Source organism: Roseivivax marinus (assembly GCF_900109705.1).
GTDB classification, from domain to species: Bacteria; Pseudomonadota; Alphaproteobacteria; order Rhodobacterales; family Rhodobacteraceae; genus Roseivivax; species Roseivivax marinus.
In genome coordinates, this window is sequence record NZ_FOAI01000003.1 from 144,916 (window position 1) to 166,797 (window position 21,882).

The 21,882-nt window shown below is 68.6% G+C and carries 21 protein-coding genes; 17 read left to right on the forward strand and 4 right to left on the reverse strand.

The window, feature by feature from the left end; genetic code table 11:
• Positions 1 to 888: a tRNA (adenosine(37)-N6)-dimethylallyltransferase MiaA gene (gene miaA, locus BMX29_RS05115; RefSeq protein ID WP_092810947.1), complete on the reverse strand. Its 888-nt coding sequence runs from the start codon at positions 886 to 888 to the stop codon at positions 1 to 3.
• Between the two features lie 299 nt (positions 889 to 1,187).
• Between miaA and frr the strand changes: the two genes are divergently transcribed.
• The 12 genes from frr to lpxB all read left to right on the forward strand — a co-directional run bounded on the left by frr (position 1,188) and on the right by lpxB (position 12,628).
• Entirely contained in the window at positions 1,188 to 1,748 is a 561-nt protein-coding gene (gene frr, locus BMX29_RS05120) for a ribosome recycling factor (protein ID WP_043843777.1), read from the forward strand.
• A 68-nt stretch (positions 1,749 to 1,816) separates the two neighbouring features.
• Positions 1,817 to 2,542: a polyprenyl diphosphate synthase gene (gene uppS / locus BMX29_RS05125; RefSeq protein ID WP_092810949.1), complete on the forward strand. Its 726-nt coding sequence runs from the start codon at positions 1,817 to 1,819 to the stop codon at positions 2,540 to 2,542.
• Positions 2,539 to 3,333, forward strand: a complete 795-nt coding sequence (locus BMX29_RS05130; protein ID WP_043843780.1) for a phosphatidate cytidylyltransferase — start codon at positions 2,539 to 2,541, stop codon at positions 3,331 to 3,333. The genes uppS and BMX29_RS05130 overlap by 4 nt, the downstream gene beginning before the upstream one ends.
• Positions 3,330 to 4,505, forward strand: coding sequence for a 1-deoxy-D-xylulose-5-phosphate reductoisomerase (gene dxr / locus BMX29_RS05135; protein ID WP_092810951.1), 1,176 nt, complete (start codon positions 3,330 to 3,332; stop codon positions 4,503 to 4,505). Before BMX29_RS05130 ends, dxr begins: the two co-directional genes overlap by 4 nt.
• 30 nt (positions 4,506 to 4,535) lie before the next feature.
• Complete coding sequence (gene rseP / locus BMX29_RS05140; RefSeq protein WP_092810953.1) at positions 4,536 to 5,876, forward strand: RIP metalloprotease RseP; 1,341 nt, start codon at positions 4,536 to 4,538, stop codon at positions 5,874 to 5,876.
• Between the two features lie 134 nt (positions 5,877 to 6,010).
• Positions 6,011 to 6,136 carry a hypothetical protein gene (locus tag BMX29_RS19740; RefSeq protein WP_276202309.1) on the forward strand — a complete coding sequence of 42 codons (126 nt, stop codon included), beginning with the start codon at positions 6,011 to 6,013 and terminating at the stop codon, positions 6,134 to 6,136.
• A 102-nt stretch (positions 6,137 to 6,238) separates the two neighbouring features.
• Positions 6,239 to 8,587, forward strand: coding sequence for an outer membrane protein assembly factor BamA (gene bamA / locus BMX29_RS05145; protein WP_092810955.1), 2,349 nt, complete (start codon positions 6,239 to 6,241; stop codon positions 8,585 to 8,587).
• On the forward strand, positions 8,587 to 9,327 hold the full coding sequence (locus tag BMX29_RS05150) for an OmpH/Skp family outer membrane protein (RefSeq protein ID WP_092810957.1): 741 nt from the start codon (positions 8,587 to 8,589) through the stop codon (positions 9,325 to 9,327). Before bamA ends, BMX29_RS05150 begins: the two co-directional genes overlap by 1 nt.
• Before the next feature lie 92 nt (positions 9,328 to 9,419).
• Positions 9,420 to 9,881 carry a 3-hydroxyacyl-ACP dehydratase FabZ gene (fabZ, locus tag BMX29_RS05155; RefSeq protein ID WP_043843788.1) on the forward strand — a complete coding sequence of 154 codons (462 nt, stop codon included), beginning with the start codon at positions 9,420 to 9,422 and terminating at the stop codon, positions 9,879 to 9,881.
• Positions 9,878 to 10,669, forward strand: a complete 792-nt coding sequence (gene lpxA / locus BMX29_RS05160) for an acyl-ACP--UDP-N-acetylglucosamine O-acyltransferase (protein WP_043843790.1) — start codon at positions 9,878 to 9,880, stop codon at positions 10,667 to 10,669. The genes fabZ and lpxA overlap by 4 nt, the downstream gene beginning before the upstream one ends.
• Before the next feature lie 7 nt (positions 10,670 to 10,676).
• Positions 10,677 to 11,465, forward strand: coding sequence for an LpxI family protein (locus tag BMX29_RS05165; protein WP_092810959.1), 789 nt, complete (start codon positions 10,677 to 10,679; stop codon positions 11,463 to 11,465).
• Positions 11,465 to 12,628, forward strand: coding sequence for a lipid-A-disaccharide synthase (lpxB, locus tag BMX29_RS05170; protein WP_092810961.1), 1,164 nt, complete (start codon positions 11,465 to 11,467; stop codon positions 12,626 to 12,628). The genes BMX29_RS05165 and lpxB overlap by 1 nt, the downstream gene beginning before the upstream one ends.
• Before the next feature lie 267 nt (positions 12,629 to 12,895).
• Here the strand turns inward: lpxB and BMX29_RS05175 are convergent, their stop codons facing one another.
• Positions 12,896 to 13,633 carry an invasion associated locus B family protein gene (locus tag BMX29_RS05175; RefSeq protein WP_092810963.1) on the reverse strand — a complete coding sequence of 246 codons (738 nt, stop codon included), beginning with the start codon at positions 13,631 to 13,633 and terminating at the stop codon, positions 12,896 to 12,898.
• Positions 13,634 to 14,095: 462 nt separating this feature from the next.
• Here BMX29_RS05175 and BMX29_RS05180 point away from each other — a divergent pair, with 462 nt between their 5' ends.
• From BMX29_RS05180 to BMX29_RS05200, 5 genes are all read left to right on the forward strand, one after another.
• Positions 14,096 to 15,652: a helicase HerA-like domain-containing protein gene (locus tag BMX29_RS05180; protein WP_092810965.1), complete on the forward strand. Its 1,557-nt coding sequence runs from the start codon at positions 14,096 to 14,098 to the stop codon at positions 15,650 to 15,652.
• 109 nt (positions 15,653 to 15,761) lie between these two features.
• Positions 15,762 to 16,376 carry a VOC family protein gene (locus tag BMX29_RS05185; RefSeq protein WP_342342376.1) on the forward strand — a complete coding sequence of 205 codons (615 nt, stop codon included), beginning with the start codon at positions 15,762 to 15,764 and terminating at the stop codon, positions 16,374 to 16,376.
• A complete protein-coding gene (locus tag BMX29_RS05190) occupies positions 16,373 to 16,864 on the forward strand; it encodes a GNAT family N-acetyltransferase (protein ID WP_092810967.1) in 492 nt (163 codons plus the stop codon). The genes BMX29_RS05185 and BMX29_RS05190 overlap by 4 nt, the downstream gene beginning before the upstream one ends.
• Positions 16,865 to 16,895: 31 nt before the next feature.
• The gene (locus BMX29_RS05195; protein ID WP_043843802.1) at positions 16,896 to 17,579 is read left to right on the forward strand and encodes a molecular chaperone DjiA; all 684 of its coding nucleotides are present in this window, start codon (positions 16,896 to 16,898) and stop codon (positions 17,577 to 17,579) included.
• A gap of 52 nt (positions 17,580 to 17,631) precedes the next feature.
• A complete protein-coding gene (locus tag BMX29_RS05200) occupies positions 17,632 to 18,009 on the forward strand; it encodes a hypothetical protein (protein WP_092810969.1) in 378 nt (125 codons plus the stop codon).
• A 9-nt stretch (positions 18,010 to 18,018) separates the two neighbouring features.
• Here the strand turns inward: BMX29_RS05200 and BMX29_RS05205 are convergent, their stop codons facing one another.
• Positions 18,019 to 19,557, reverse strand: coding sequence for a Ppx/GppA family phosphatase (locus BMX29_RS05205; protein WP_092810971.1), 1,539 nt, complete (start codon positions 19,555 to 19,557; stop codon positions 18,019 to 18,021).
• Positions 19,558 to 19,638: 81 nt separating this feature from the next.
• Positions 19,639 to 21,840, reverse strand: a complete 2,202-nt coding sequence (locus BMX29_RS05210; protein WP_043844016.1) for an RNA degradosome polyphosphate kinase — start codon at positions 21,838 to 21,840, stop codon at positions 19,639 to 19,641.
• Positions 21,841 to 21,882 lie beyond the last annotated feature (42 nt).

The window sequence follows — 21,882 nt, forward strand, 5'->3', positions numbered from 1 at the left end:
TCAGGCGGCCTCCTCGGCCGGTCTCAGCGCGTGCCACGCGCCCATGCGGGCACGGAACCATGTGCGCTGGCGTTTTGCAAATTGTCGGGTGAGCGTGACCGCACGGGTCAGCGCGTCCTCCCGGGTCATGTCGCCGCGCACATGCGCGACGAGCTCGGCTGCGCCGATCGCCTTGGACGAAGGGCGGGCAGGGGTGAAGCGCGCGGCGTTGGCGCGTGCCTCGTCGAGTGCGCCGCCGTCCATCATGGCGGCGAAGCGACGTTCGATTCGCGGATCGAGCCAGTCCTTCGGCGCGTCGAGCACCAAGGCGTGGACGTCCCCGAGCGGCAGCCGTGGCGGCGGGGTGTCGTCCTGCCAAGCGGCGATGCCGCGTCCGGTCATCCGCTGCACCTCCCATGCGCGCTGCACGCGCATCGGGTTGAGCGGGTCGATCCGCCCGCGGGTCTCGGCGTCGAGCTCCGACAGCAAAGCCTCGCGGCCGTCCTCGGACAGCCGGGCATCCGCCTCGGCGCGTGTGGCGGCGTCGGTCTCGGGGATCTCGGCCAGTCCCTCGGTCAACGCGGCGAAGTAGAGCCCGGTGCCGCCGACGATGATGGGCCGCTCGGGGCCGTCGAGGATGGGCGCGAGATCGCGCATCCAGCGGCCGACGGAATAGGGCGTGTCGCCGGGGACGTGGCCGTAGAGGGCGTGGGGTGCGCGGGCCTCGTCCTCGGCCGAGGGCCGGGCCGTCAGCACGCGCCAGTCGTCGAACACCTGGATCGCGTCAGCGTTCACCACCACGCCGCCCCGCGCCTCGGCGATGGCGAGCGCAAGGTCCGACTTCCCGCTCGCCGTCGGCCCGGCGATCAGCACCGGGCGGTCGTCGTCGAGGCGGGTCGGGTCGAGCATGGACGCAGGCCCTCCGGGCGGGCGATAACACGATGATACGACAGGGCGATCCGGCACAGGCTGCCGGGCTATTGAGGCGGCACCATGACGGTGCGTGCCTTTGTCCGAATCTAGACCCGGGCCGTGCCGCGGTGCAACATCGCCCCTGGCCGATCGGCTTCACGCCGCCGAGAGGGCGCAAAAGCGCTGCGTCGGCAGGCGGTGGCGGCCCCGGCCCTATACATTTGCCTCGCGATACGGATATGGTCGCGCCAACATGCGGGCGCATCGCCCCGACAGCAGGCAACAGACGGACGAACATGGCTGACGACTACGAACTCGACCTCGACGACCTCACGCGGCGCATGGATGGCGCCATGAGCAACCTGCGCACCGAATTCGCTTCGCTGCGGACGGGCCGGGCCTCGGCCTCCATGCTCGAGCCGGTGCAGGTCGAAGCCTACGGCCAGATGACCCCGATCAACCAGGTGGGCACAGTGAACGTGCCCGAGCCGCGCATGGTCACCATCAACGTCTGGGACAAGTCGATGGTGAACAAGGTGGAAAAGGCGATCCGCGAGTCGGGCCTGGGCATCAATCCGCAGATGAACGGCACCATCATCATGCTGCCGATCCCCGAACTGAACGAAGAGCGCCGCCGCGAGCTGACCAAGGTCGCCGGCCAGTATGCCGAGGGCGCGCGCGTCGCGATCCGCAACGTGCGTCGCGACGGCATGGAGCAGATCAAGAAGAACAAGGACGGCATGTCCGAGGACGACCAGAAGTTCTGGGAAGGCGAGGTCCAGACCCTCACGGACACCTACATCGCCAAGGTCGACAAGGCGCTCGAGACCAAGCAGGAAGAGATCATGCAGGTCTGAGCGATCCGGTCCGCGCCGCAGCGCACGGACCATCGCCCCAAAGCCTTCAGGGAGAGGACGGCCAGGCAATGCCCAAACCCAACCGCGACGGAGCCGGTCCGCGCCACGTCGCCATCATCATGGACGGCAATGGCCGCTGGGCGACGCAGCGCGGCCGTCCGCGCCTGTTCGGCCACCAGGCCGGGGCGCGCCGCGTCCGCGAGATCGTCGAGGGCTGCCCGGATGCGGGCGTCACGCACCTGACGATCTTCGCCTTCTCGACCGAGAACTGGCGCCGCACCCAGTCCGAGGTGGCCGGCCTGATGAGCCTCTTCCGGCGCTACATCATCAAGGAAGCGCGGAGCCTGCGCGACGAGAACGTGCGGGTGCGCTTCATCGGCGACCGCGTGAAGCTCGACGAGAAGCTCCGCACGCTCATGGACGAGCTCGAGGCCGCGACGGCGCACTGCACCGGCGTCAGCCTGACCATCGCGCTCAACTACGGCGGCCGCGACGAGGTGGCCCGCGCCACCCGGCGGCTGGCCGAGGATGTGGCCGCCGGCCGGCTCGACCCCGCCGAGGTCGGCGAAGAGACTCTGCCGCGCTATCTCGACACCTGTTTCCTGCCGGATCCGGACCTCGTGATCCGAACCAGCGGCGAGGCGCGGATCTCGAACTTCCTGCTGTGGCAATCGGCCTACGCGGAGTACGAATTCGTGGATACGCTGTGGCCCGACTTCACGGCCGGGGAATTTGCCAAGCTGACCGAGGGCTTCGGAGGCCGGGACCGCCGGTTCGGTGCCGTTCCTGCATGACGGCACGTTCCAAGTGGCATGATCTCGGCGAACGCCTGATCTCGGGTGCGGTCCTGATAGGCGTCGGCGTGGCCGGCGTCTGGCTTGGCGGCATCGTCTTTCACATTCTCGTCGCGGCGATCTCGGGCATCATGGTCTGGGAACTGGTGTCGATGCTCGATGCCAAGCGCGAGCGGTCTCCCCTGATCCTTGGCGTCGCCGCCGGGATCGCGATGCTCGTCGCGAGCGAGGTGCCCCCCGAATTCGCGCTGCTCCTGGTGCTCGTGCCCTCCATGCTGGGCCTCGGCCAGATGGAACGGGGCGGCGTCACTTACGCCAGCTTCGCCGCGCTGATCCTTCTTGCGGGCTACGGCATGGTCGAGTTGCGCGACCGCTACGGGATCGAATGGCTACTCTGGTTGATCGGCGTGGTGGTGGTCACCGATATCGCCGGCTACTTCGCCGGTCGCTCCATCGGCGGCAAGCTTCTGTGGCCCCGCGTCAGCCCCAAGAAGACCTGGGCCGGAGCCGTGGGCGGCTGGGTCGCCGCGGCGCTCGTCGGCGTGGGATACGTCTTCGGCACCGAGGCCGACATCGGCATCGTCGCCCTGTCCATCGCGGCCTCCATCGCCAGCCAGATCGGCGACATCGCCGAAAGCGCGATAAAGCGTCGGGCGGGGGTCAAGGACAGCTCTGACCTGATCCCGGGCCATGGCGGTCTTTTCGACCGCTTCGACGGGATGCTCGGCGCCTCGGTCTTTATCCTCATATCGGCGCAGGTCGTGGGCTTCCCGCCCGGCACCCTCCCATGAGCGCGCCTCGGCGGATCAGCATACTCGGTACGACGGGGTCCATCGGGCAAAGCACGCTCGACCTCGTGCGGCGCGACCCGGCGGCCTATCACGTCGTGGCGCTGACCGGAGGGCGCAACATCGCTCAGCTGGCCGCCGACGCTGCCGAGTTCGGTGCCGAGATCGCCGTGACCGCACACGGCGACTGCCTCGACGCGCTTCGGTCAGCATTGTCCGGCACCGGGGTCGAGGCCGCGGCGGGCGAGGCGGCCCTGATCGAAGCGGCGGCCCGCCCTGCGGACTGGGTCATGTCGGCCATCGTCGGCGCGGCGGGCCTCGCTCCGGGGCTCGCGGCGCTGCGGACCGGCGCGACGCTGGCCCTGGCGAACAAGGAAAGCATGGTCTGCGCGGGGCCGCTGATGCTGTCCGAGGCGCGGGCGCACGGCGGGCGCATCCTGCCCGTGGACAGCGAACATTCGGCGGTGTTCCAGGCCCTTCTGGGCGAGGATGTGGGCTCGGTCGAGCGGGTCATCATTACCGCCTCGGGCGGCGCCTTCCGCGATTGGCCGCTGGAGCGGCTGGCCGCCGCCACCCCCGAGGAGGCCGCGACACACCCCAACTGGGACATGGGCCAGCGCATTACCATCGACAGCGCATCCATGTTCAACAAGGCGCTTGAACTCATTGAAACCCATGAGTTCTTCCGCATTCCGCCCGAGCGGATCGAGACCGTGGTCCACCCCGAAAGCCTCGTCCATGCGCTGGTGGGATTTGCCGATGGCGGGCTCATGGCGCATGTCGGCCCGCCGGACATGCGCCATGCCATCGGCTTTGCGCTGCATTACCCCGAGCGTCGGCACGTGCCGGTCGAGCGGCTCGACCTCGCGACCATCGGCAGCCTCAGTTTCCGGCCCGCCGACGAGACGCGGTGGCCGGCCCTGCGACTTGCCCGCGAGGTCATGCAGGCGGGCGGTCTTTCGGGGGCGGTGTTCAACGCCGCCAAGGAACGCGCGCTCGACGCGTTCATCGACCGGCGCATCGGATTCCTGCAGATGACCGAGGTCGTCGAGGCCACGCTCGACAGCATCGGGTCGCACGCACGCCTTGTTGATGACGCGATCCACCTTGATAAGGTGCTCGAGGCAGACCATCTCGCGCGGTATACCGCCGACGAGATCATGGCGCGGCTCTGAGCTGCGATCAGGCTAGGAGGAACCGGGCCCTTGGACATCGTGACGTTGCTACCGCAGTTCGGCGGCCTGATCTGGACCCTTCTCGCGTTCATCGTCGCCCTGTCGGTCATCGTCGCGATTCACGAGTACGGTCATTACATCGTGGGGCGCTGGTCCGGCATCGACGCCGACGTGTTCTCGCTGGGATTCGGACCGGTCCTGTTCTCCCGCGTCGACAAGCGCGGCACCCGCTGGCAGTTCGCGCTTCTGCCGCTTGGCGGCTACGTGAAGTTCAAGGGGGACGCGAACCCCTCGGGCGGCACCGACGAGGAAGCCATCCAGGGTCTGACCGCAGCCGAGCGCCGCCGCACCATGTCCGGCGCTCCGCTCTGGGCCCGCTCGGCCACAGTCGCGGCCGGCCCGGTCTTCAACTTCGTTTTGTCGATCATCGTTTTCACAGCGATCTTCATGGCGCGCGGCGTCACGTCCGAGCCGCTGACGGTGGGCGAGATCTACGACCTTCCGAGCCAGCAGGAGCTACAGGCCGGCGACGAGATCATCGCCATCGCCGGCGAGCCGCTGCCGCCGTTCGAGGACGCGGGCTTCGACGAGTACCTCGACTCGCTGCCGGTTCAGGAGACACTAGAATACACGATCATCCGCGATGGCACCGAGATGGTGGTGCAGGGGCCTTACGTCCATGTGCCGCTCGCCACGCAGGTGCTGCCGCTGTCTGCGGCCTCCGAGGCAGGGCTCGAACCCGGCGACGTCATCCTAGGGATCGACGGGCGGGACATCGTGGACTTCGGCGAACTGCGTCAGGCGGTCGAGGGGTCCGAAGGTGCACCCGTCGACCTCAGCGTATGGAGAGACGGGGACACGCTGGACCTCACGCTCGAGCCGCGCCGGGTGGACGAGCCGCAGCCGGGCGGGGCGTTCCGCACGGTCTACCGCATCGGCATCGCCGGCGGTCTGTTCTTCGATCCTGCGACCGAGACGCCAAGCCCGGTGGATGCGTTCACCGCGGGCGTCGGCCAGACGGGCGAGATCATCCGCGGGTCGCTGTCGGGCCTGTGGCACATGCTCACCGGCGCGATCTCGACCTGCAACCTCTCGGGCCCCATCGGTATCGCCGAGACCTCCGGCGCGATGGCGAGCCAGGGCACTCAAAGCTTCATCTGGTTCATCGCGGTGCTGTCGACTGCTGTCGGTCTTCTGAACCTCTTCCCCGTGCCGGTCCTCGATGGGGGGCACCTGTGCTTCCACGCCTACGAGGCGCTGCGTGGCCGTCCGCCGTCGGATCGCGCCCTCAAGGTGCTGATGTCCATCGGGGTGACGCTGGTTCTGGGCCTGATGGTCTTTGCGCTGACCAACGACATCTTCTGCCCCTGATATCGCGTGGCGAAGCGGCCCGGCCGCGACCGTGGCGCAAGTCTCGCGGATCGTGACATCCCGGCAAACGTGTCGAATATTTGCCGCATTCGCCGTCTATCGTGCCCCCGATCCGAGTTGGGAGCCACGATACCATGACCACCCTTTTCAACCGTCTCAGCGGCCCGCGCCTCGTCTGTGCGCTGAACTGGGACCTGGCCTTCTACGGCACCGCTATCGCCGCCGCGCTGGCGCTCGGCTCGTACGTCGCCACGCTCTGATCCAAAGGGCCACAGGTGGCCTTCGCGGCCGGCTTAGGCTTTTGACAAGGTGCGGCGATCCCGATACTGGATCCCACGAGGGATTTTGACGGGACAGGCGGCATGACCGACAAGAAAAACGCCCGCCGCGCGGCTGCTCAGCCAGTGCGCCGGCGCCTTGCGACCGGTGCGGCGATCATCGCGCTTGCTACTTCCACGGTCTACGGGACGTATCCAACGCCTGCCGCCGCGCAGAGCTACACGTTCACCAACGTGTCGATCGAGGGCAACCAGCGCATCGAAAGCGGCACGATCCTCAGCTACGCGGGCATCGCCCGCGGCGAGACGGTGTCGGGCGGAGAGCTGAACGCGGCATATCAGCGAATTCAGAATTCGGGCCTGTTCGAGCAGGTCGAAATCGTGCCGCAAGGCAACACGCTGGTGATCCGCGTGGTCGAGTTTCCGACGGTCAACAACATCGCGATCGAGGGCAATCGCCGCATCGACGACGAGGCGTTGCTGCCCCAGGTCAGTTCTCAGCCGCGGCGGGTCTACAGCCCGACCCAGGCCGAGGCCGATGCGAACGCAATCGTCGAAGCATACTCGCAACAGGGTCGCATCGCAGCCCGGGTCGAACCGAGGCTGATCCGCCGCTCGGACAACCGCGTGGACCTCGTGTTCGAGGTGTTCGAAGGCGGCGTCGCGGAGATCGAGCGCATCGGCTTCGTCGGCAACGACCAGTACTCGGACCGCCGGCTGCGCCGCGCGATCCAGACCAAGCAGGCGGGCCTCCTGCGCGCCCTGATCGGGTCGGACACGTTCATCGAGGACCGCATCCAGTTCGACCGCCAGCTGCTGCAGGACTTCTATTCCTCGCGCGGCTATGTCGATTTCCGCATCACCGGCGTGAACGCCGAGCTGGCGCGCGAGCGCGACGGCTACTTCCTGACCTTCAACGTTGAGGAGGGGCAGCAGTTCAACTTCGGGGCGGTCAACGTGTCCTCGGACGTGAACGGCGTGAATCCCGCCGCGTTCCGCAACGCCATCCGGGTGAGCCCGGGCCAGACCTATTCGCCCGCGCTGGTCGAGCGTGACATCGCCCGGCTGGAGCGACTGGCGATCCGCGAAGGCCTCGACTTCATCCGAGTCGATCCGCAGATCACCCGCAACGACCGCGACCTGACGCTCGACGTGAATTACGTGCTGACCCGTGGGCCGCGCGTCTTCGTCGAACGCATCGACATCGAGGGCAACACCACCACCCTCGACCGCGTGGTGCGGCGTCAGTTCGATACCGTCGAGGGCGACCCGTTCAACCCGCGCGAAATCCGCGCCGCGGCAGAGCGCATCCGTGCGCTCGGCTTCTTCGCCAATGCCGACGTGAACGCACGTGAGGGCTCGTCGCCGCAGCAGGTCATCGTCGATGTCGACGTCGAGGAGCAGCCCACCGGCTCGATCAGCTTCGGCGGCTCGTATTCGACCTCGAACGGCTTCGGTCTGGCGCTCGGCTTCCGCGAGGAGAACTTCCTGGGCCGCGGTCAGCGGCTCGGGCTCCAGTTCAATACCGGCGTCGACAACCAGCGGTACTCGTTCAACTTCACCGAACCGGCGCTTCTGGGGCGCGACCTCGCGCTCGGGATCGACCTCAGCTATGCCGAGACCGATCAGGACAACGCGGAATACAATACGTCCATCGGGACGTTCTCGCCGTCGCTGACCTTCCCGGTCTCCGAGAACAGCCGGCTGCAGTTCCGCTACACCGCGCGCTACACCGACCTGACGATCCCCGACGAAAGCGAGGTCGGCTCGCTCGTCCGGGCCGAGGCCGATCGCGGCGAGCTGATCGAAAGCTCGGTGGGCTACACCCTGTCCTACGATACGCGCCGGACCGGGCTCGACCCGAATGCGGGCGTGCTGCTCGAGTTCGGCCAGGACTTCGGCGGGCTCGGCGGCGACACCACCTTCGTCAAGACATCGGCCCGCGCCGTGGCGCAGCGGCTCGCGTTCAACGAAGAGGTCACGCTTCGTGCCACGGTCGAAGCCGGCGCGCTGGCCTATGACGGCGACGGCAGCCGCGTGACGGACCGCTTCTTCCTCGGCTCCAGCCGGATGCGCGGCTTCGAACCGGGCGGCATCGGCCCGCGCGAGTTCGACGACGCCAACGGCATCAACGACGCGCTCGGCGGCAACTACTTCGCCGTCGCCCGCTTCGAGGCCGAGTTCCCGTTGGGCCTGCCGGACGAGTACGGCATCACCGGCGGCGTGTTCTACGACGTCGGCAACCTCTGGGGCCTCGACTCGACCAACTCGAACGTCCTCTACGAGGACGGCGCGTTGCGGCAGGTGGTCGGCGTCTCGCTGTTCTGGGACACTCCGCTCGGGCCGCTGCGGTTCAACTTCTCCGAGGCGCTCTCGAAAGAGACGCAGGATGAAGAGCAGAACTTCGAGCTGACGATCTCCACCGACTTCTGATGGGGATCGGGCGCGCGGTTCTCGGGGTCTGCCTTGGCCTCGGCCTTGCCGCCGGGGCCGCAGCGCAGCAGCAAGGGCAGGGTGGCGGATCGGATCCGACCGGCCTCATGCCCATGCAGGGCGTCGGCCCGCTGCGGTCCGAAGGCACGTCCGAGGACGGCGGCGGCCCCGTCCGCAGCCCGATCCTGACCATCGAGCGAGAGCGCGTCATCGACGAAAGTGCCTATGGTCGGCGGGTGCTCTCCGAGATCGAGGCGGAGGGCAATGCCATCGCCGCCGAAAGCGAGCGCATTTCCGAAGAACTGCGCGAGGAAGAGCTGGCGCTGACCGAGGCGCGCGACCGGATGGAGCCCGCCGCCTTCCGTGAGGCCGCGCAGGACTTCAACGAGAAGGTCGGCCGCCTGCGCGCCCAACAGGACCAGAAGGCGCAGGAATTCACGGCCCGCACCGAACAGGCGCGGCGCGCGATCCTCGCCGCCGCCGAGCCGATGATGACCGACATCATGCGCGAGGCGGGCGCCGCGGTGCTTCTGGACCGGCGCCAGACGATCTTCAGCCTCGACGTGACGGACGTGACCGACCTGGTGATCGAGCGGCTCGACCAGCGCATCGGCGACGGCAGCGACCTCGATACCGCGCCGCTCGAGGCCGATCCCGATGCCTCCGCCGAGCCCGAGGACGAGGGTCTCGACGGCGCACCGGACGTCTCGATCTTTCCCGAGACCGCGCCCGAGGACTGAGCGCGCGACCGCGGTCCGCGGTGCGTCGCGCTTGCCGCCGCAGCCCCCCGTTGCTAGGGCTGTGCCTCGATACGACCGCAAGGAAAAGCCCGATGACCGACACCCGTACCGAAGCCGACATCCAGCTGATCCAGCGGATCCTGCCGCACCGCTACCCGTTCCTGCTGGTGGACCGGGTCGAGCAGATCGACGGCACCGCGCGCGCGGTCGGCATCAAGAACGTGTCGATGAACGAGCCGCACTTCCAGGGACATTTCCCGGGCACACCGATCATGCCCGGCGTCACCATCGTCGAGGCGATGGCCCAGACCGCCGCCGTGATGGTGGGCGTGACGATGGAACTGGAGGACAAGGAGATGCTCATCTACTTCATGGGCATCGACAACTGCAAGTTCCGCCGCAAGGTGATCCCCGGCGATCAGCTTCGGATGACCCTCGAAACGCTGCGCGGCAAGCCGGGCGGCAAGGTCTGGAAGTTCCGGGGCCATGCCGAGGTCGAGGGCGACATGGCGTGCGAAGCCGAGTTCACGGCGATGATGGACCTGCCCTCGTGACCGAGGCGGCGACGATCCACCCCAGCGCGGTCGTGGAACCGGGCGCCGAGATCGGGCCGGGCTGCGAAATCGGCCCGTTCTGCCATATCGGCCCGATGGTGAAGCTCGGGCCGAACTGCGTGCTGAAGTCCCACGTGGTCGTCACCGGCGACACCGAGATCGGCGAGGAGACGACGATCTTCTCCTTCGCGGTGATCGGCGAGGTGCCGCAGGACCTCAAGTTCCGGGGCGAGAAGACCCGGCTGGTCGTCGGCAAACGCAACCGCATCCGCGAGCACGTCACAATGAACTGCGGCACCGAGGGCGGCGGCGGCACCACCCGCGTGGGCGATGACGGACTCTTCATGGCGGGCTGCCATGTCGCGCATGACGCGCAGGTGGGCGACCGCGTGATCCTGGTGAACAACGCCGCGCTGGCCGGGCACTGCGTGCTCGAGGACGACGTGATCGTCGGCGGCCTGTCCGGCGTCCACCAGTGGGTCCGGATCGGGCGCGGCGCGATCATCGGCGCCGTCACCATGGTGACCAACGACGTGATCCCGTTCGGTCTCGTGCAGGCGCCGCGCGGCAAGCTCGACGGGTTGAACCTCGTGGGCCTCAAGCGCCGTGGCGTCGCGCGTTCGGACATCACCGCGCTGCGCGCCGCCTTCCAGATGCTTGCCCAGGGGGAGGGTGCCTTTGCCGACCGCGCCCGCCGCCTGCGCGACGAGACCCAGAGCGACTACGTGCGCGAGATCACCGACTTCGTGCTGGCCGAGAGCGACCGTCACTTCCTCACGCCGGGCTGATCCACCCATGCTCGCGCTGATCGCCGGACGGGGAGAGCTGCCGCGCGCGGTGGCCGAGGCGCAGGATGCGCGCCCGCTGGTCTGCGCGCTGACCGGCCACGCGCCCGAGGGCCTGACCCCCGACATCACCTTCCGGCTGGAGCGGCTCGGTGGACTCATGGCAACGCTGAAGCGGCGCAGCGTGGATCGTGTCTGCCTCTGTGGCGGAGTCGACCGCCCGCACATCAGCCCGCTCGCCTTCGACCTGCGGACGCTCGCCATGCTGCCCGAAATGCGCCGCGCGCTGGCCCGTGGCGACGACGGCGCGCTGCGCGGGGTGATCGCACTTTTCGAGGCGCGGGGCTTCACCGTGGTCGCCGCTCACGAGGCGGCGCCGGAGCTGCTGCCGGCCGCCGGCGTGCCGACCCGGACTCATCCGGACACGAGCGCTGGCGCGGACGCGCGTATCGGCGACGCAGTGATCGAGGACATGGGCCGCGCCGATCTGGGACAGGCCTGCGTGGTGGCCGAGGGCGCGGTGATCGCCCGCGAGGACGACAGCGGCACAGATGCCATGCTGCGCGGGTTGCCGGGTCACGCCCGTGGCGGCGTGCTCTACAAGGCGCCGAAGCCCGGGCAGGACCGTCGCGCCGACCTGCCGACCATCGGCCCCGAAACCGCTGCCGGGGCCGTGCGTGCCGGACTGCGCGGTATTGTGATCGAGGCGGGCGGGGTCATCGTTCTCGACCGTCCCGAGGTGATCCGCCGTCTGGACGCGGCGGGCCTTTGGCTCTGGGTGCGTGGGGAGGCTGTCTGATGCGCGTGTTCGTGACCGCGGGAGAGCCGTCGGGCGACCGGCTCGGTGCCTCGCTGATGCGGGGCCTGCGCGCGCAGGCGGGCGAAGAGGTGAGCTTCGACGGTGTCGGCGGTCCGCTGATGGAGGCCGAGGGACTGCGCTCGATCTTCTCGATGGACGAGATCTCGATCATGGGCATCGTGGAGATCCTGTCGAACTACCGTGCGCTCAAGGCCCGCATCCGCGAGACCGCACAGGCGGTGATCGACGCGCGGCCCGACGTGTTGGTCACCGTGGACCTGCCGGAATTCTCTCTGCGCGTGGCGAAGATCGTCCGAGAACGGGCGCCGGACATCCGCATCGTGCACTACGTCGCGCCCACGGTCTGGGCCTGGCGTCCGAAACGCGCCGAGAAAATGGCCGCGCACGTGGACCAGGTGCTTGCGCTTCTGCCGTTCGAGCCACCCTACATGGAGGCCGCCGGCATCCGCTGCGACTTCGTTGGGCACCCCGTGGCGCGCGAGCCGGTGGCGAGTGCGGCCGAGGTCGCGCGGTTCCGCCTGACCCACGGGCTGGGCGAGGCGCCGGTGGCGCTGGTGCTGCCCGGCTCGCGTCGGTCCGAGGTCGCGCGGCTCGGGCCGGTCTTCGGGCGCACGCTCGAACGGGTGCACGAGGCGCGGCCCGACCTGCGCTTCGTGGTGCCCGCGGCGCCGGCGGTGGCGGGCGAGGTGCAGCAGATGGCCGAGAGCTGGCCCGGACGCGCCGTGGTTATCGACCCGCGTGACCTTGGCGACGCGGCGCTTGGCGAAAAGCGGGCGGCGTTCGGTGCGGCGGACGTGGCGCTGGCGGCTTCCGGCACCGTGTCGCTGGAGCTTGCCGCCGCAGGCACCCCGATGGTGGTGGCCTACGACATGGGCTGGCTGTCGCGGCAGATCATCGGACGGATGCTGCTGACCGACACGGTGACGCTGGTGAACCTCGTCTCCGAGACCCGTGCCGTGCCCGAGTTCATCGGCGCCAGATGCCGACCGGAGGCCATAGCCCCGGCGCTCCTGTCGGTGCTGGAAGCGCCGCAAGCGCAGATGCGCGCGCTCGAGACCACGATGAAGCGGCTGGGCCGGGACGGACCGTCCATGGCCGACCGCGCGGCGGCGGCGGTGCTGGACGGGCTGGGCCGCGGCTGAGGGCGTTTGATGCTTCGCGGGTTCGAGCGGCGGTACGGGCGCTGGACGGCTTGCCCGGCCGGTGTGCAGGTAGCGACTTGGCGAGAGCGGCGCGCGCTCGCCCGGTGAACTTGGCTCTTCTCGCAAAAGGAAATCGGTGACGGCCACGTCAGCCCCTGCATCGCATCGACGACTTCCACACGGGGCGCCAAATTCGCCGACGACACGCAAAAGAAAAGGGCCGCCGGAACGCTCCGGCGGCCCTTTCGTCTGTCTGGTTCAGTCCGCTTACTGCTGCGGCGCGCGGGGCTGCTGCATCGGCGTCAGCGACTCGAAGCCCGCGGTGAAGCCCGACAGGGACATTTCCGCGACCACGCGCTCGTCCGGGGCGTCGGCAGGGATGATCGTCACCTCGGCGGACGCGCCGCGCTTGAAGAGGTTCAGCTCCTGCGAGGAGATACCCGCACGCGCGACGCAGCCTTCGCCGGTGCACATCATGTACGGGATCTGGCGTGCCTGCCCGCCGTCGATCGAGATCGAGAGCGGCTGGGTCAGCAGCGTGCGGAGCGGCACGAGGATGTTTAGGCCGGCCTCGAACTGCGAGCCTTCCGGCGGCTTGAAGAAGAACGTCTCGGCGATCGGGTTGTCGTCGCTGGCGTTGAGCAGCTGGAACAGCTGGCACTGCGCCTCGGTCCCGTCGGGGAAGCGCACGCACTGAACCTGCCAGTCGCCTTCTTCGGACTTCACGAAGGCCTGTGGGCCCTCGGACTGGCCGGACTGGGCCGCCTGCGATTGTGTCGGCTGAAGGCCCATGTCCGCCTCGTTGGTCGCGGGCGCGCCGTCCTCGGCCTCGCTCTCGGTGCCTGCGTCGGCGCCGGCCTCCGCGGTGGTGCCGGCATCGTCGGCCTGTGCCGCCGCCGCCGGGGTGTCCTCGGTCGCGGTGTCGGCTGCGCCGTCGTCCTGCGCCAGGGCGGGCGAGGCCGCCAGTGCCGCAATGAGCGAGAGGTGGGTCAGTCTGATCGTCATGCGCTCCTCCGAGCTGTCGTCGTCATTCCGTCGGGCCTGCGCATAGCATGGCGGATTCCCGGTGTCAGGGGGGAAGTCGCGCCGCCCACGCCGGTCTCACGGACGGGCGAGCGGCGCGCGAGCCGGGCGCGTCGGAACGTGAAAAAGGAGCCCGAAGGCTCCTTTTCCGAATTCTTGCCGTGGCGTTGATCGCCCGGCTCTCTCCCCGTCGGACCGGCCGACTTTGTCATTGACTGGGACGCTACGATGACACCTCGGGTCGGTCAACAGGCAAAATCGTGCCGAAATCCGGCATATTCGGTTCATGAAAAAAGCCGCGCCCGAAGGCGCGGCCAGTCTGACAGGGAGGAAGTCGTCCGGCCCGAAGAGGACATGAGGACCGGACAGTCATCACTCTGGCATGAAGGCGTTAAATTTGTATGGTCGAAGCGTGCGGGGTGCGCGGCACGGGGGCAGGGCGACATGACGGACGGGTCTGGCATCTTCATCGGCGGTGGCGGCCCGGATTACGGCACGCCCCAGCACCTCTCGCTGCGCTACGCCAATCGGCACGGCCTGATCGCGGGCGCCACGGGCACCGGAAAGACCGTCACGCTGCAGATCATGGCCGAGGCATTCTCGGCCGCCGGCGTTCCGGTCCTGCTCTCGGACGCCAAGGGCGATCTCTCGGGCCTCGCACACGCTGGACGAGCCGACCACAAGCTCGACGGTGCCTTCCGCGAGCGCGCCGCGACCATCGGGCTGACCGACTTCGCCTATGCCGCGCCGCCCGTGACCTTCTGGGACATCTTCGGAGAGGCCGGCCATCCGGTCCGCGCCACCGTCGCCGAGATGGGGCCGCTGTTGCTTTCGAGGATGCTGGAGCTGACCGAGGCGCAGGAGGGCGTGGTCAACGTGGCCTTCCGGCTCGCCGACGAGGAGGGGCTGGCGCTTCTGGATCTCAAGGACCTGCAGGCGATGCTCGTGCGCGTGGGCGAGATGCGCACCGAGCTGTCACTGCGCTACGGCAATATCGGGGTGTCCTCGATCGGTGCTATCCAGCGCCGGCTGCTGGTGCTCGAGGGGCAGGGCGCGTCGTCCTTCTTCGGCGAGCCCGCTCTCGATCTTGCGGATCTCATGCGCCACGACGGGCAAGGGCGCGGCATGGTCAACATCCTTGCGGCGGATCGGCTGATGTCGTCGCCGCGGCTCTATGCCAGCGTGCTTCTGTGGCTGCTGTCCGAACTGTTCGAGACCCTTCCCGAGGTGGGCGATCCCGACCGACCCAAGCTCGTGGTGTTCTTCGACGAGGCGCACCTGCTGTTCGACGACGCGCCGCCGGCACTGATCGAGAAGGTCGAGCAGGTCGCGCGCCTGATCCGCTCGAAGGGCGTGGGTGTCTACTTCGTCACCCAGTCGCCCGACGACATCCCCGAGGACGTCCTGGGCCAGCTGGGCAACCGTGTGCAGCACGCGCTGCGCGCCTTCACCGCGCGTGACCGCCGCGCGCTGCGGCTCGCGGCCGAGACCTACCGCGACAACCCCGATTTCGACACCGAGACGGCGATCCGCGAGGTCGGTGTGGGCGAGGCGGTGACCTCGTTCCTGGCCGAGAAGGGCGCGCCCGGCGTGGTCCAGCGCACTCTGATCCGCCCGCCGTCCTCGCGGCTCGGGCCGCTCACGCCCGAGGAGCACGCCGCGCATGTCGCCGCCTCGGATCTCGGCGGGCGCTACGACACGCCGCTCGACCGGCACTCGGCCTTCGAGGCACTGAAGGCCCGTGCCGAGGATGCCGCCCGCGCCGCTGCCGAGGCCGAACGCACGGAGGCCGAAACCGAGGCCGCCGCGCCCCGCGCCTATTCCGCCGCCCGCCGCTATACCGGGCCTCGAGTGGGGCGGTCTTCGTCCGCGCCGACCCGACGCGGCGCCGCCGCGGGCATCGGTGCGGCGCTGACCCGCGCCGTGGTGAAGGAACTCGGCGGGACCACCGGACGGCGCCTCGTGCGCGGCGTCCTCGGCGGGCTGTTCAAGGCGCGGTGAGGTCTGCGACCAAAGGCGGGCGGGTCGGTCGCCATTTTCCGCTCGCGCATCTCGGCGCGCGGTCACATAGTCGCGACATGATAGATCGAACGCGACAGGACGCCGCGACGTGCTGAGGCTCGACCACCTCGTCGTCGCCGGAGAGACCCTCGAAGAGGCCGTGGCGCACGCCGAGGCGTCGCTGGGCCTGCCCATGCAGAACGGCGGCAAGCACGCGCGCTTCGGCACCCACAACCGGGTCGCGGGCCTTGACCGCGGTCACTACCTCGAAGCCATTGCCATCGACCCCGGCGCGCCGCCGCCGGAGGCGCCGCGCTGGTTCGGGTTCGACACCTTCCGGGGGCCGGCACGGCTTGCCGCGTGGGTGTGCCGGGTGCCGGACCTCGACGCGGCTGTCGCAAGGCTGCCCATGGCGGGGTGCCCGGTGGAGATGTCGCGCGGGCGGCTCGAATGGCGCATGGCGGTACCAGAGGACGGCGCGCTGCCCTTCGACGGCGTCTTCCCGGCGCTGATCGAGTGGCGCAGCCCGGTGCCGCCGGGAACGTCGCTGTCCTCGACCGGGCTGGCCATCGACCGGCTGGAGGTCGCCCATCCCGAGGCCGCCGAGCTGTCGCGCCTGCTGACGCCGCTCTTCGACGAGCAGGTCGTGCTGTTCCGCCCCGAGACCGTGCCCGCCCTGCGCGCGGCTCTCTCGTCAGACGGACGCGCGCGGATCCTGCAATGATCGTGCGGGATGCGGTTGCCGCGGACGCCGCGGCGCTCGCCGCCGTGGTGGGTCCGATCGCCGAGAGCACCACGGCCACCTTCGATGCCACGGTGCGTGACGCGGCGTGGTGCGCCGCCCTCATCGCGGCGCGACCGGGCGCGGTCTTCGTGGCGGTCGAAGGTGACGCGATCCTTGGCCTCGGCACCTTCGCGGCCTTCAGGGGCGGCACCGGATACGCCCGCACGATGGAGCACACGATCATGCTGGCGCCCGAGGCGAGGGGCCGCGGCATGGGTCCCGCGCTTCTGCGCCGGATCGAGGAGGCGGCCCGGGCGGCGGACGCACATTCGCTGATTGCCGCGATAAGTGCCGAGAATGCAGCCGGCCTCGCCTTCCACGACCGGCAGGGCTTCGCTCATGCGGGGCGGCTCTCGCAGGCGGGATGGAAGTTCGGGCGTTGGATCGATCTTGTGCTGATGCAGAAAATGCTCCACGCCGCGCCCTGACAACACAACCGCCGCGCCCTACACTCGCTCCATGTCAATCTGGTCCCGCATATCCGAAGCCGTCGCGGCGCTGGCGAAGGGCGAAAGCCTCGCCACGGTGTTCGACCGCCTGCGCACGCCGCCGGAACGCTCGGTGGCGTTCACAATCGCCGTGATCGCGCTGTCGGCCAAGATGGCCAAGGCAGACGGACTGGTGAAGCGCTCCGAAGTCGCGGCCTTCCGCGAGGTCTTCCACATCCCGCCTGAGGCCGAGGCCGGGGCCGCGCGGGTGTTCAACCTCGCCCGGCAAGACGTCGCGGGCTACGAGGAATACGCCCGGCGCATCCGCTCGATGTTCGGCGACCGCACGGACGTTCTGTGCGACCTCATGGAAGGGCTCTTCCATATCGCCATGGCCGACGGGCGCTATCACCCCAACGAGGATGCCTTCCTCGCCAAGGTGGCCGAGATCTTCGAGCTTGGCGACACGCGCTTTCGCGCGTTGCGGACCCGTTACGTGCCCGAAGCCGACCCCGATCCTTATTCCGTGCTGGGCGTCGCGCCCGACACCCCGTTGGACGACATCCGGAAGGCGTGGCGCGGGCTGGTGCGCGACAGCCACCCCGATCGCATGATCGCGCGCGGGCTGCCCGAGGAGGCGGTCAAGATGTCGGAGAAGCGGCTCGTGGCGATCAACCGCGCCTGGGAGGAGATCTCTGGTCGCTCGGCTGCCTGACTGAGGCCGCGCGGGCGTTGCCGCGACGCGGCCCGCCGCCCATATTCAGGACATGACCTTGCGCACCGCCACGCTCTGCCTCGCTCTCGCCGCATCGCCCGCCGCCGCGCAGGCGCCCGACGAGGGCCGCTCGCTGATGGAGCAGGGGGCCGAGATGTTCTTTCGTGGCCTGATGTCCGAAATGGAGCCCGCGCTTCAGGAACTGCGCGAATTCGCCGACGGCGTCGAACCGGCGCTGCGCGATTTCGTGGTCGAGATGGGACCGGCGCTGCGCGAGCTTCTGGAAGAGGTCGAGGACTGGTCGGCGTATCATCCGCCCGAACGCCTGCCCAACGGCGACATCATCCTGCGCCGGAGGGAGCCGCTGCCAGAGAATGCCCCCGAACCGGACGCACTTGTTCCGGACGACGAGGGCGAGATCGACCTGTGACGCAAGCCCTCAGCTCGTGCGGACCTCGGTCTTGGCATTGAGCGCGTTGGCCAGAGATCGGAACCGCGATTCGGCCACCTCTCCGAAGAGATCGGCGGCGTGTTCGCTGAGTTCCAGACGAACCGTGCGGGTCGCCTCGTTCCAGTCGAGCTGCGCACCCGCTGTGCCGTTGTCGGACAGGTAGAGCATCGCACCGAAGCGCAGGGCCTTGCCGAGAATCTCGGCCTCGGCCTGCTGCTCGGGCGGAAGGAGCGTGGCGAGATCCTCGAACCGGGAGCCCTCACGCTTGTTGCGGTAGCGATGCAACAGCGCCAGACCGAGGAACAGTCGCTCTCCGTGCTTGAGGCCGCCAAGGTTCGCCCGCGTGGCGTTGTCGAAACAGGTCTCGGCGCGGTAGTCGGGATGGGCCCGCCAGCTGACGTCGTGCAGCAGGCATGCGGCCTTCACCAGGCGCAGTTTGGTGTCGGGCGCGTTCTCGAACAGCGGTCGCACGAACCGGTAGAGCCGCCGGCCGAAGCCCGGCACACGGGCATCCTTGGCCTCGGCGAAGTAACACGCCTCGATCAGAGGATCGCGGTCGCGCAGGGCCTGCGGCATCTGCTCGTAAAGCAGTCCCTCGCGGATGCCGTAGGATGAGATGGCGATATCGGCCGGGGTGAACGCCTGCACCAGCCGCTTCAGCACATCGACGGCGTAAGGCACCAGCGACATCCGCGACGAGGACAGCGAACAGGCCTGCCGCAGGACCTCCAGGTCCGCCTTCTCGATGAACTTCGCAGTCTCGAGCACGGCATCTGCGTCCATGCGGTATTCGTGAAGGACGTGCAGCGGGTAGCCCTGCCGTTCCATGTCGATGCGGGCGATGGCGCGCCAGGAGCCGCCCACGAGGAACAGCCGGTCGCGCTGCGCCCCCATGGTCTTGGCAAGGCCGGTCATCACGTCCTTGATGTGCTTCTCGCGGGCCTTCTTGCCGCCCTCGATGTCCATCAATCGCAGCGGACCGAGCGGGGAGGTCAGGCGCTTGCCGACCTTGCCGCCCGAGATCTCGGCCAATTCCATCGAGGAGCCGCCGATGTCGCAGACAAGGCCGTAGCTGCCCGGCCATCCCAGAAGCACGCCCTGTGCCGAGAGCCGCGCCTCCTCGTCGCCGTCGATGACGTGGACCTTGACCCCGGTCTCGCGCAGGACCTCGTCGCAGAAGTCCGGGCCGTCCTCGGCCTCGCGCACCGCCGCCGTGGCGACGCAGGACAGGGGCGCCGCGCCAAGGCCGTCAGCGAGAAGCGCGAAGCGGCGCATCGCGGACAGCGCGCGCACCCGGCCCTCGGGGTTCAGGCGCCCGGTCTCGGACATGCCGGCGCCGAGCCCGCACATGACCTTTTCGTTAAAAAAGTAGGCAGGCGACCGGGCGGCTCCGTCGAATACCACCAGCCGCACCGAGTTCGACCCGATGTCGACCACGCCCACGCGACTGAGCGCGCGGGCTTCTGGATCTGCGAAGAGCGGGCGACCGAACGGCCCCCAGTCGGCGTGTTCCGCGTCGGCGTTCATAGGCCTTCCGTTTCAACCCCGGACCAGTCCTCCCTGCCGCAGTGCAGTCCTGCGCCCGGTTGGTCAAGCGAGACGGACGGCTTACCCGGCGTCAGGGGGTCTTGTTCCGTCGGCGGTGTGGGTCAGGCGCGGCACGTCCGCCGCCCCGGCCGAGCCGCGGCCCGACAGCGACGGGTTCTCCATGAAGAACTTGTGGCAGTTGAAGGCGAATTCGCCCTCCGGCACCTTTTCCCGCACGAAATCACCGTTGGGTTTCATCACCCAGCTTTGGGCCACGTCGGCGAGGTTCGCGGCCATCACCTGGCTGACGATCTGCGCCTTCACCGTGTCGTTGTGGATCTCGGTCATGTGCTCGACCCGGCGATTGAGGTTGCGGCCCATCCAGTCCGCGGACGAGATGAACACCCGCGCCTTGTCGTGCGGCAGGCCGTGCCCGTTGCCGAAGCAGATGATCCGGCTGTGCTCGAGGAAGCGCCCGACGATGGACTTGATCCGGATGTTTTCGGACAGGCCTTTCACGCCGGGGCGCAGCCCGCAGATGCCGCGCACCACAAGCTCAATCTTCACGCCGGCCTGGCTCGCCTTGTAGAGCGCGTCGGTGATCTCGGGCTCGATCAGCGAGTTCATCTTGGCCCAGACCTGCGCCGGCCGTCCGGCGCGGGCGTGTTCGGCCTCCGCCTCAAGCATCTCGATCAGCGAGGATTTCAGCGTGTGGGGCGAGATCGCGAGATTCTCGAGGCCCTCGGGATAGGCGTATCCCGACAGGTAGTTGAAGACTTTGGCCGCGTCCCGCCCGAGCGCGCCGTCACAGGTGAAGAAGGACAGGTCGGTGTAGAACTTCGCGGTGATCGGGTGGTAGTTGCCGGTGCCGAAATGGGTATAGGTCACCAGCTTCTTGCCCTCGCGCCGGACGACCATGGCGATCTTGGCGTGGGTCTTCCAGTCGAGGAAGCCGTAGACCACGTGGGCGCCCGACCGCTCCAGCCGCCGCGACTGCCGGATGTTGGCGGCCTCGTCGAAGCGGGCTTTCAGCTCCACCAGCGCTGTCACCGACTTGCCGTCCTCGGCCGCCTCGCAGAGCGCCTCCACGATCGGCGAGTTGCGGGACGTGCGGTAGAGCGTGTTCTTGATCGCCACCACGTCGGGATCGGTCGCCGCCTGCTTGAGGAAGCGGACCACCATGTCGAAGGTCTCGTAGGGGTGGTGCAGCAGCATGTCCTTCTGGCGGATCGCGGCGAACATGTCGCCGTCGTGGTCCTGTACACGTTCTGGCACCCGCGGGGTGTAGGACGGCCACAGAAGGTCTGGCCGCTCGTCAAGGACCAGCTCCTTCGTATCGACGACACCGACCATGCCGTCGAGCTCGACGATCTCGTCGTCGCGGACCTGCAGCTCGCGCATGACGATGCGCTTGAGCGCCTCGGGCGCGCCGACCGAGATGGTGAGCCGCACCACCTCGCCGCGGCGCCGCCGTTTGAGCGCCACCTCGAACTCGCGCACGAGATCCTCGGCCTCTTCCTCGAGTTCGAGGTCGCTGTCGCGCAGCACGCGGAAGCCGAAATGGTCGCGCAGGACGTAGCCCGGGAACAGGGCCTCAATGTGCAGCAGCAGCACGTCCTCGAGGAAGACGAAGCGTATCGCGCCGTCGATCGAAGGAAGTCGCACGAAGCGGTCGATCTGCGCCGGGATCGGCAGCAGCGCCTGCAGACCCTTTCCCGAACCGCGTGCGCGGTCGAGCTGGAGCGCGAGGCAGTAGCCGAGGTTGGCGATGAACGGGAACGGATGCGCCGGATCGATGGCCAGCGGCGACAGGACCGGAAAGACCTGGTCCACGAAGTATTCGCGCAGGTGGACGCGGTCGGACTCGGTCAGGTCGTCGCGATGAAGGATGTGGATGCCGGCCTCTTCCAGATCGGCGCGCAGTTCGGTCAGGACGCGCTGTTGCGCGGCCATGAGGTCCCGCGCGATCACGTTGATCTTCGAGAGCTGTTGCGCCGGGGTCAGGCCGTCGGCGGCGGGCGTGGTGTTGCCCGCCTGGGTCAGCTCGCGCAAGCCGGCCACGCGGACGTTGTAGAACTCGTCGAGGTTCGAGGCCGAGATCGACAGGAAACGCACGCGCTCGAGCAGCGGCACGCGCGGGTTCTCGGCCTCTTCGAGGACACGCCAGTTGAATCCGAGCCAGGACAGCTCGCGATTGAAGAAGCGGTCCGGTCCGGTGGGATCGAAATCGGGGATCTCGATCGGGTCGGGGAACGGGGCGGTCAGGAAATCGGCTTGAGGCATGGGGCGGTTATCCGTCGCGCCGATGACGCTTTGATGAACCTC

Bases quoted from the DNA above. Each gene is read 5' to 3' on its own strand.
- uppS (WP_092810949.1), top strand. From the start codon at position 1,817: ATGCCCAAACCCAACCGCGACGGAGCCGGTCCGCGCCACGTCGCCATC.
- BMX29_RS05175 (WP_092810963.1), bottom strand. From the start codon at position 13,633: ATGACGATCAGACTGACCCACCTCTCGCTCATTGCGGCACTGGCGGCC.
- frr (WP_043843777.1), top strand. From the start codon at position 1,188: ATGGCTGACGACTACGAACTCGACCTCGACGACCTCACGCGGCGCATG.
- BMX29_RS05190 (WP_092810967.1), top strand. From the start codon at position 16,373: ATGATCGTGCGGGATGCGGTTGCCGCGGACGCCGCGGCGCTCGCCGCC.
- BMX29_RS05180 (WP_092810965.1), top strand. From the start codon at position 14,096: ATGACGGACGGGTCTGGCATCTTCATCGGCGGTGGCGGCCCGGATTAC.
- fabZ (WP_043843788.1), top strand. From the start codon at position 9,420: ATGACCGACACCCGTACCGAAGCCGACATCCAGCTGATCCAGCGGATC.
- BMX29_RS19740 (WP_276202309.1), top strand. From the start codon at position 6,011: ATGACCACCCTTTTCAACCGTCTCAGCGGCCCGCGCCTCGTCTGTGCG.
- lpxB (WP_092810961.1), top strand. From the start codon at position 11,465: ATGCGCGTGTTCGTGACCGCGGGAGAGCCGTCGGGCGACCGGCTCGGT.
- BMX29_RS05205 (WP_092810971.1), bottom strand. From the start codon at position 19,557: ATGAACGCCGACGCGGAACACGCCGACTGGGGGCCGTTCGGTCGCCCG.
- BMX29_RS05165 (WP_092810959.1), top strand. From the start codon at position 10,677: ATGCTCGCGCTGATCGCCGGACGGGGAGAGCTGCCGCGCGCGGTGGCC.
- BMX29_RS05210 (WP_043844016.1), bottom strand. From the start codon at position 21,840: ATGCCTCAAGCCGATTTCCTGACCGCCCCGTTCCCCGACCCGATCGAG.
- BMX29_RS05200 (WP_092810969.1), top strand. From the start codon at position 17,632: ATGACCTTGCGCACCGCCACGCTCTGCCTCGCTCTCGCCGCATCGCCC.
- bamA (WP_092810955.1), top strand. From the start codon at position 6,239: ATGACCGACAAGAAAAACGCCCGCCGCGCGGCTGCTCAGCCAGTGCGC.
- BMX29_RS05150 (WP_092810957.1), top strand. From the start codon at position 8,587: ATGGGGATCGGGCGCGCGGTTCTCGGGGTCTGCCTTGGCCTCGGCCTT.
- dxr (WP_092810951.1), top strand. From the start codon at position 3,330: ATGAGCGCGCCTCGGCGGATCAGCATACTCGGTACGACGGGGTCCATC.
- miaA (WP_092810947.1), bottom strand. From the start codon at position 888: ATGCTCGACCCGACCCGCCTCGACGACGACCGCCCGGTGCTGATCGCC.
- BMX29_RS05195 (WP_043843802.1), top strand. From the start codon at position 16,896: ATGTCAATCTGGTCCCGCATATCCGAAGCCGTCGCGGCGCTGGCGAAG.
- BMX29_RS05130 (WP_043843780.1), top strand. From the start codon at position 2,539: ATGACGGCACGTTCCAAGTGGCATGATCTCGGCGAACGCCTGATCTCG.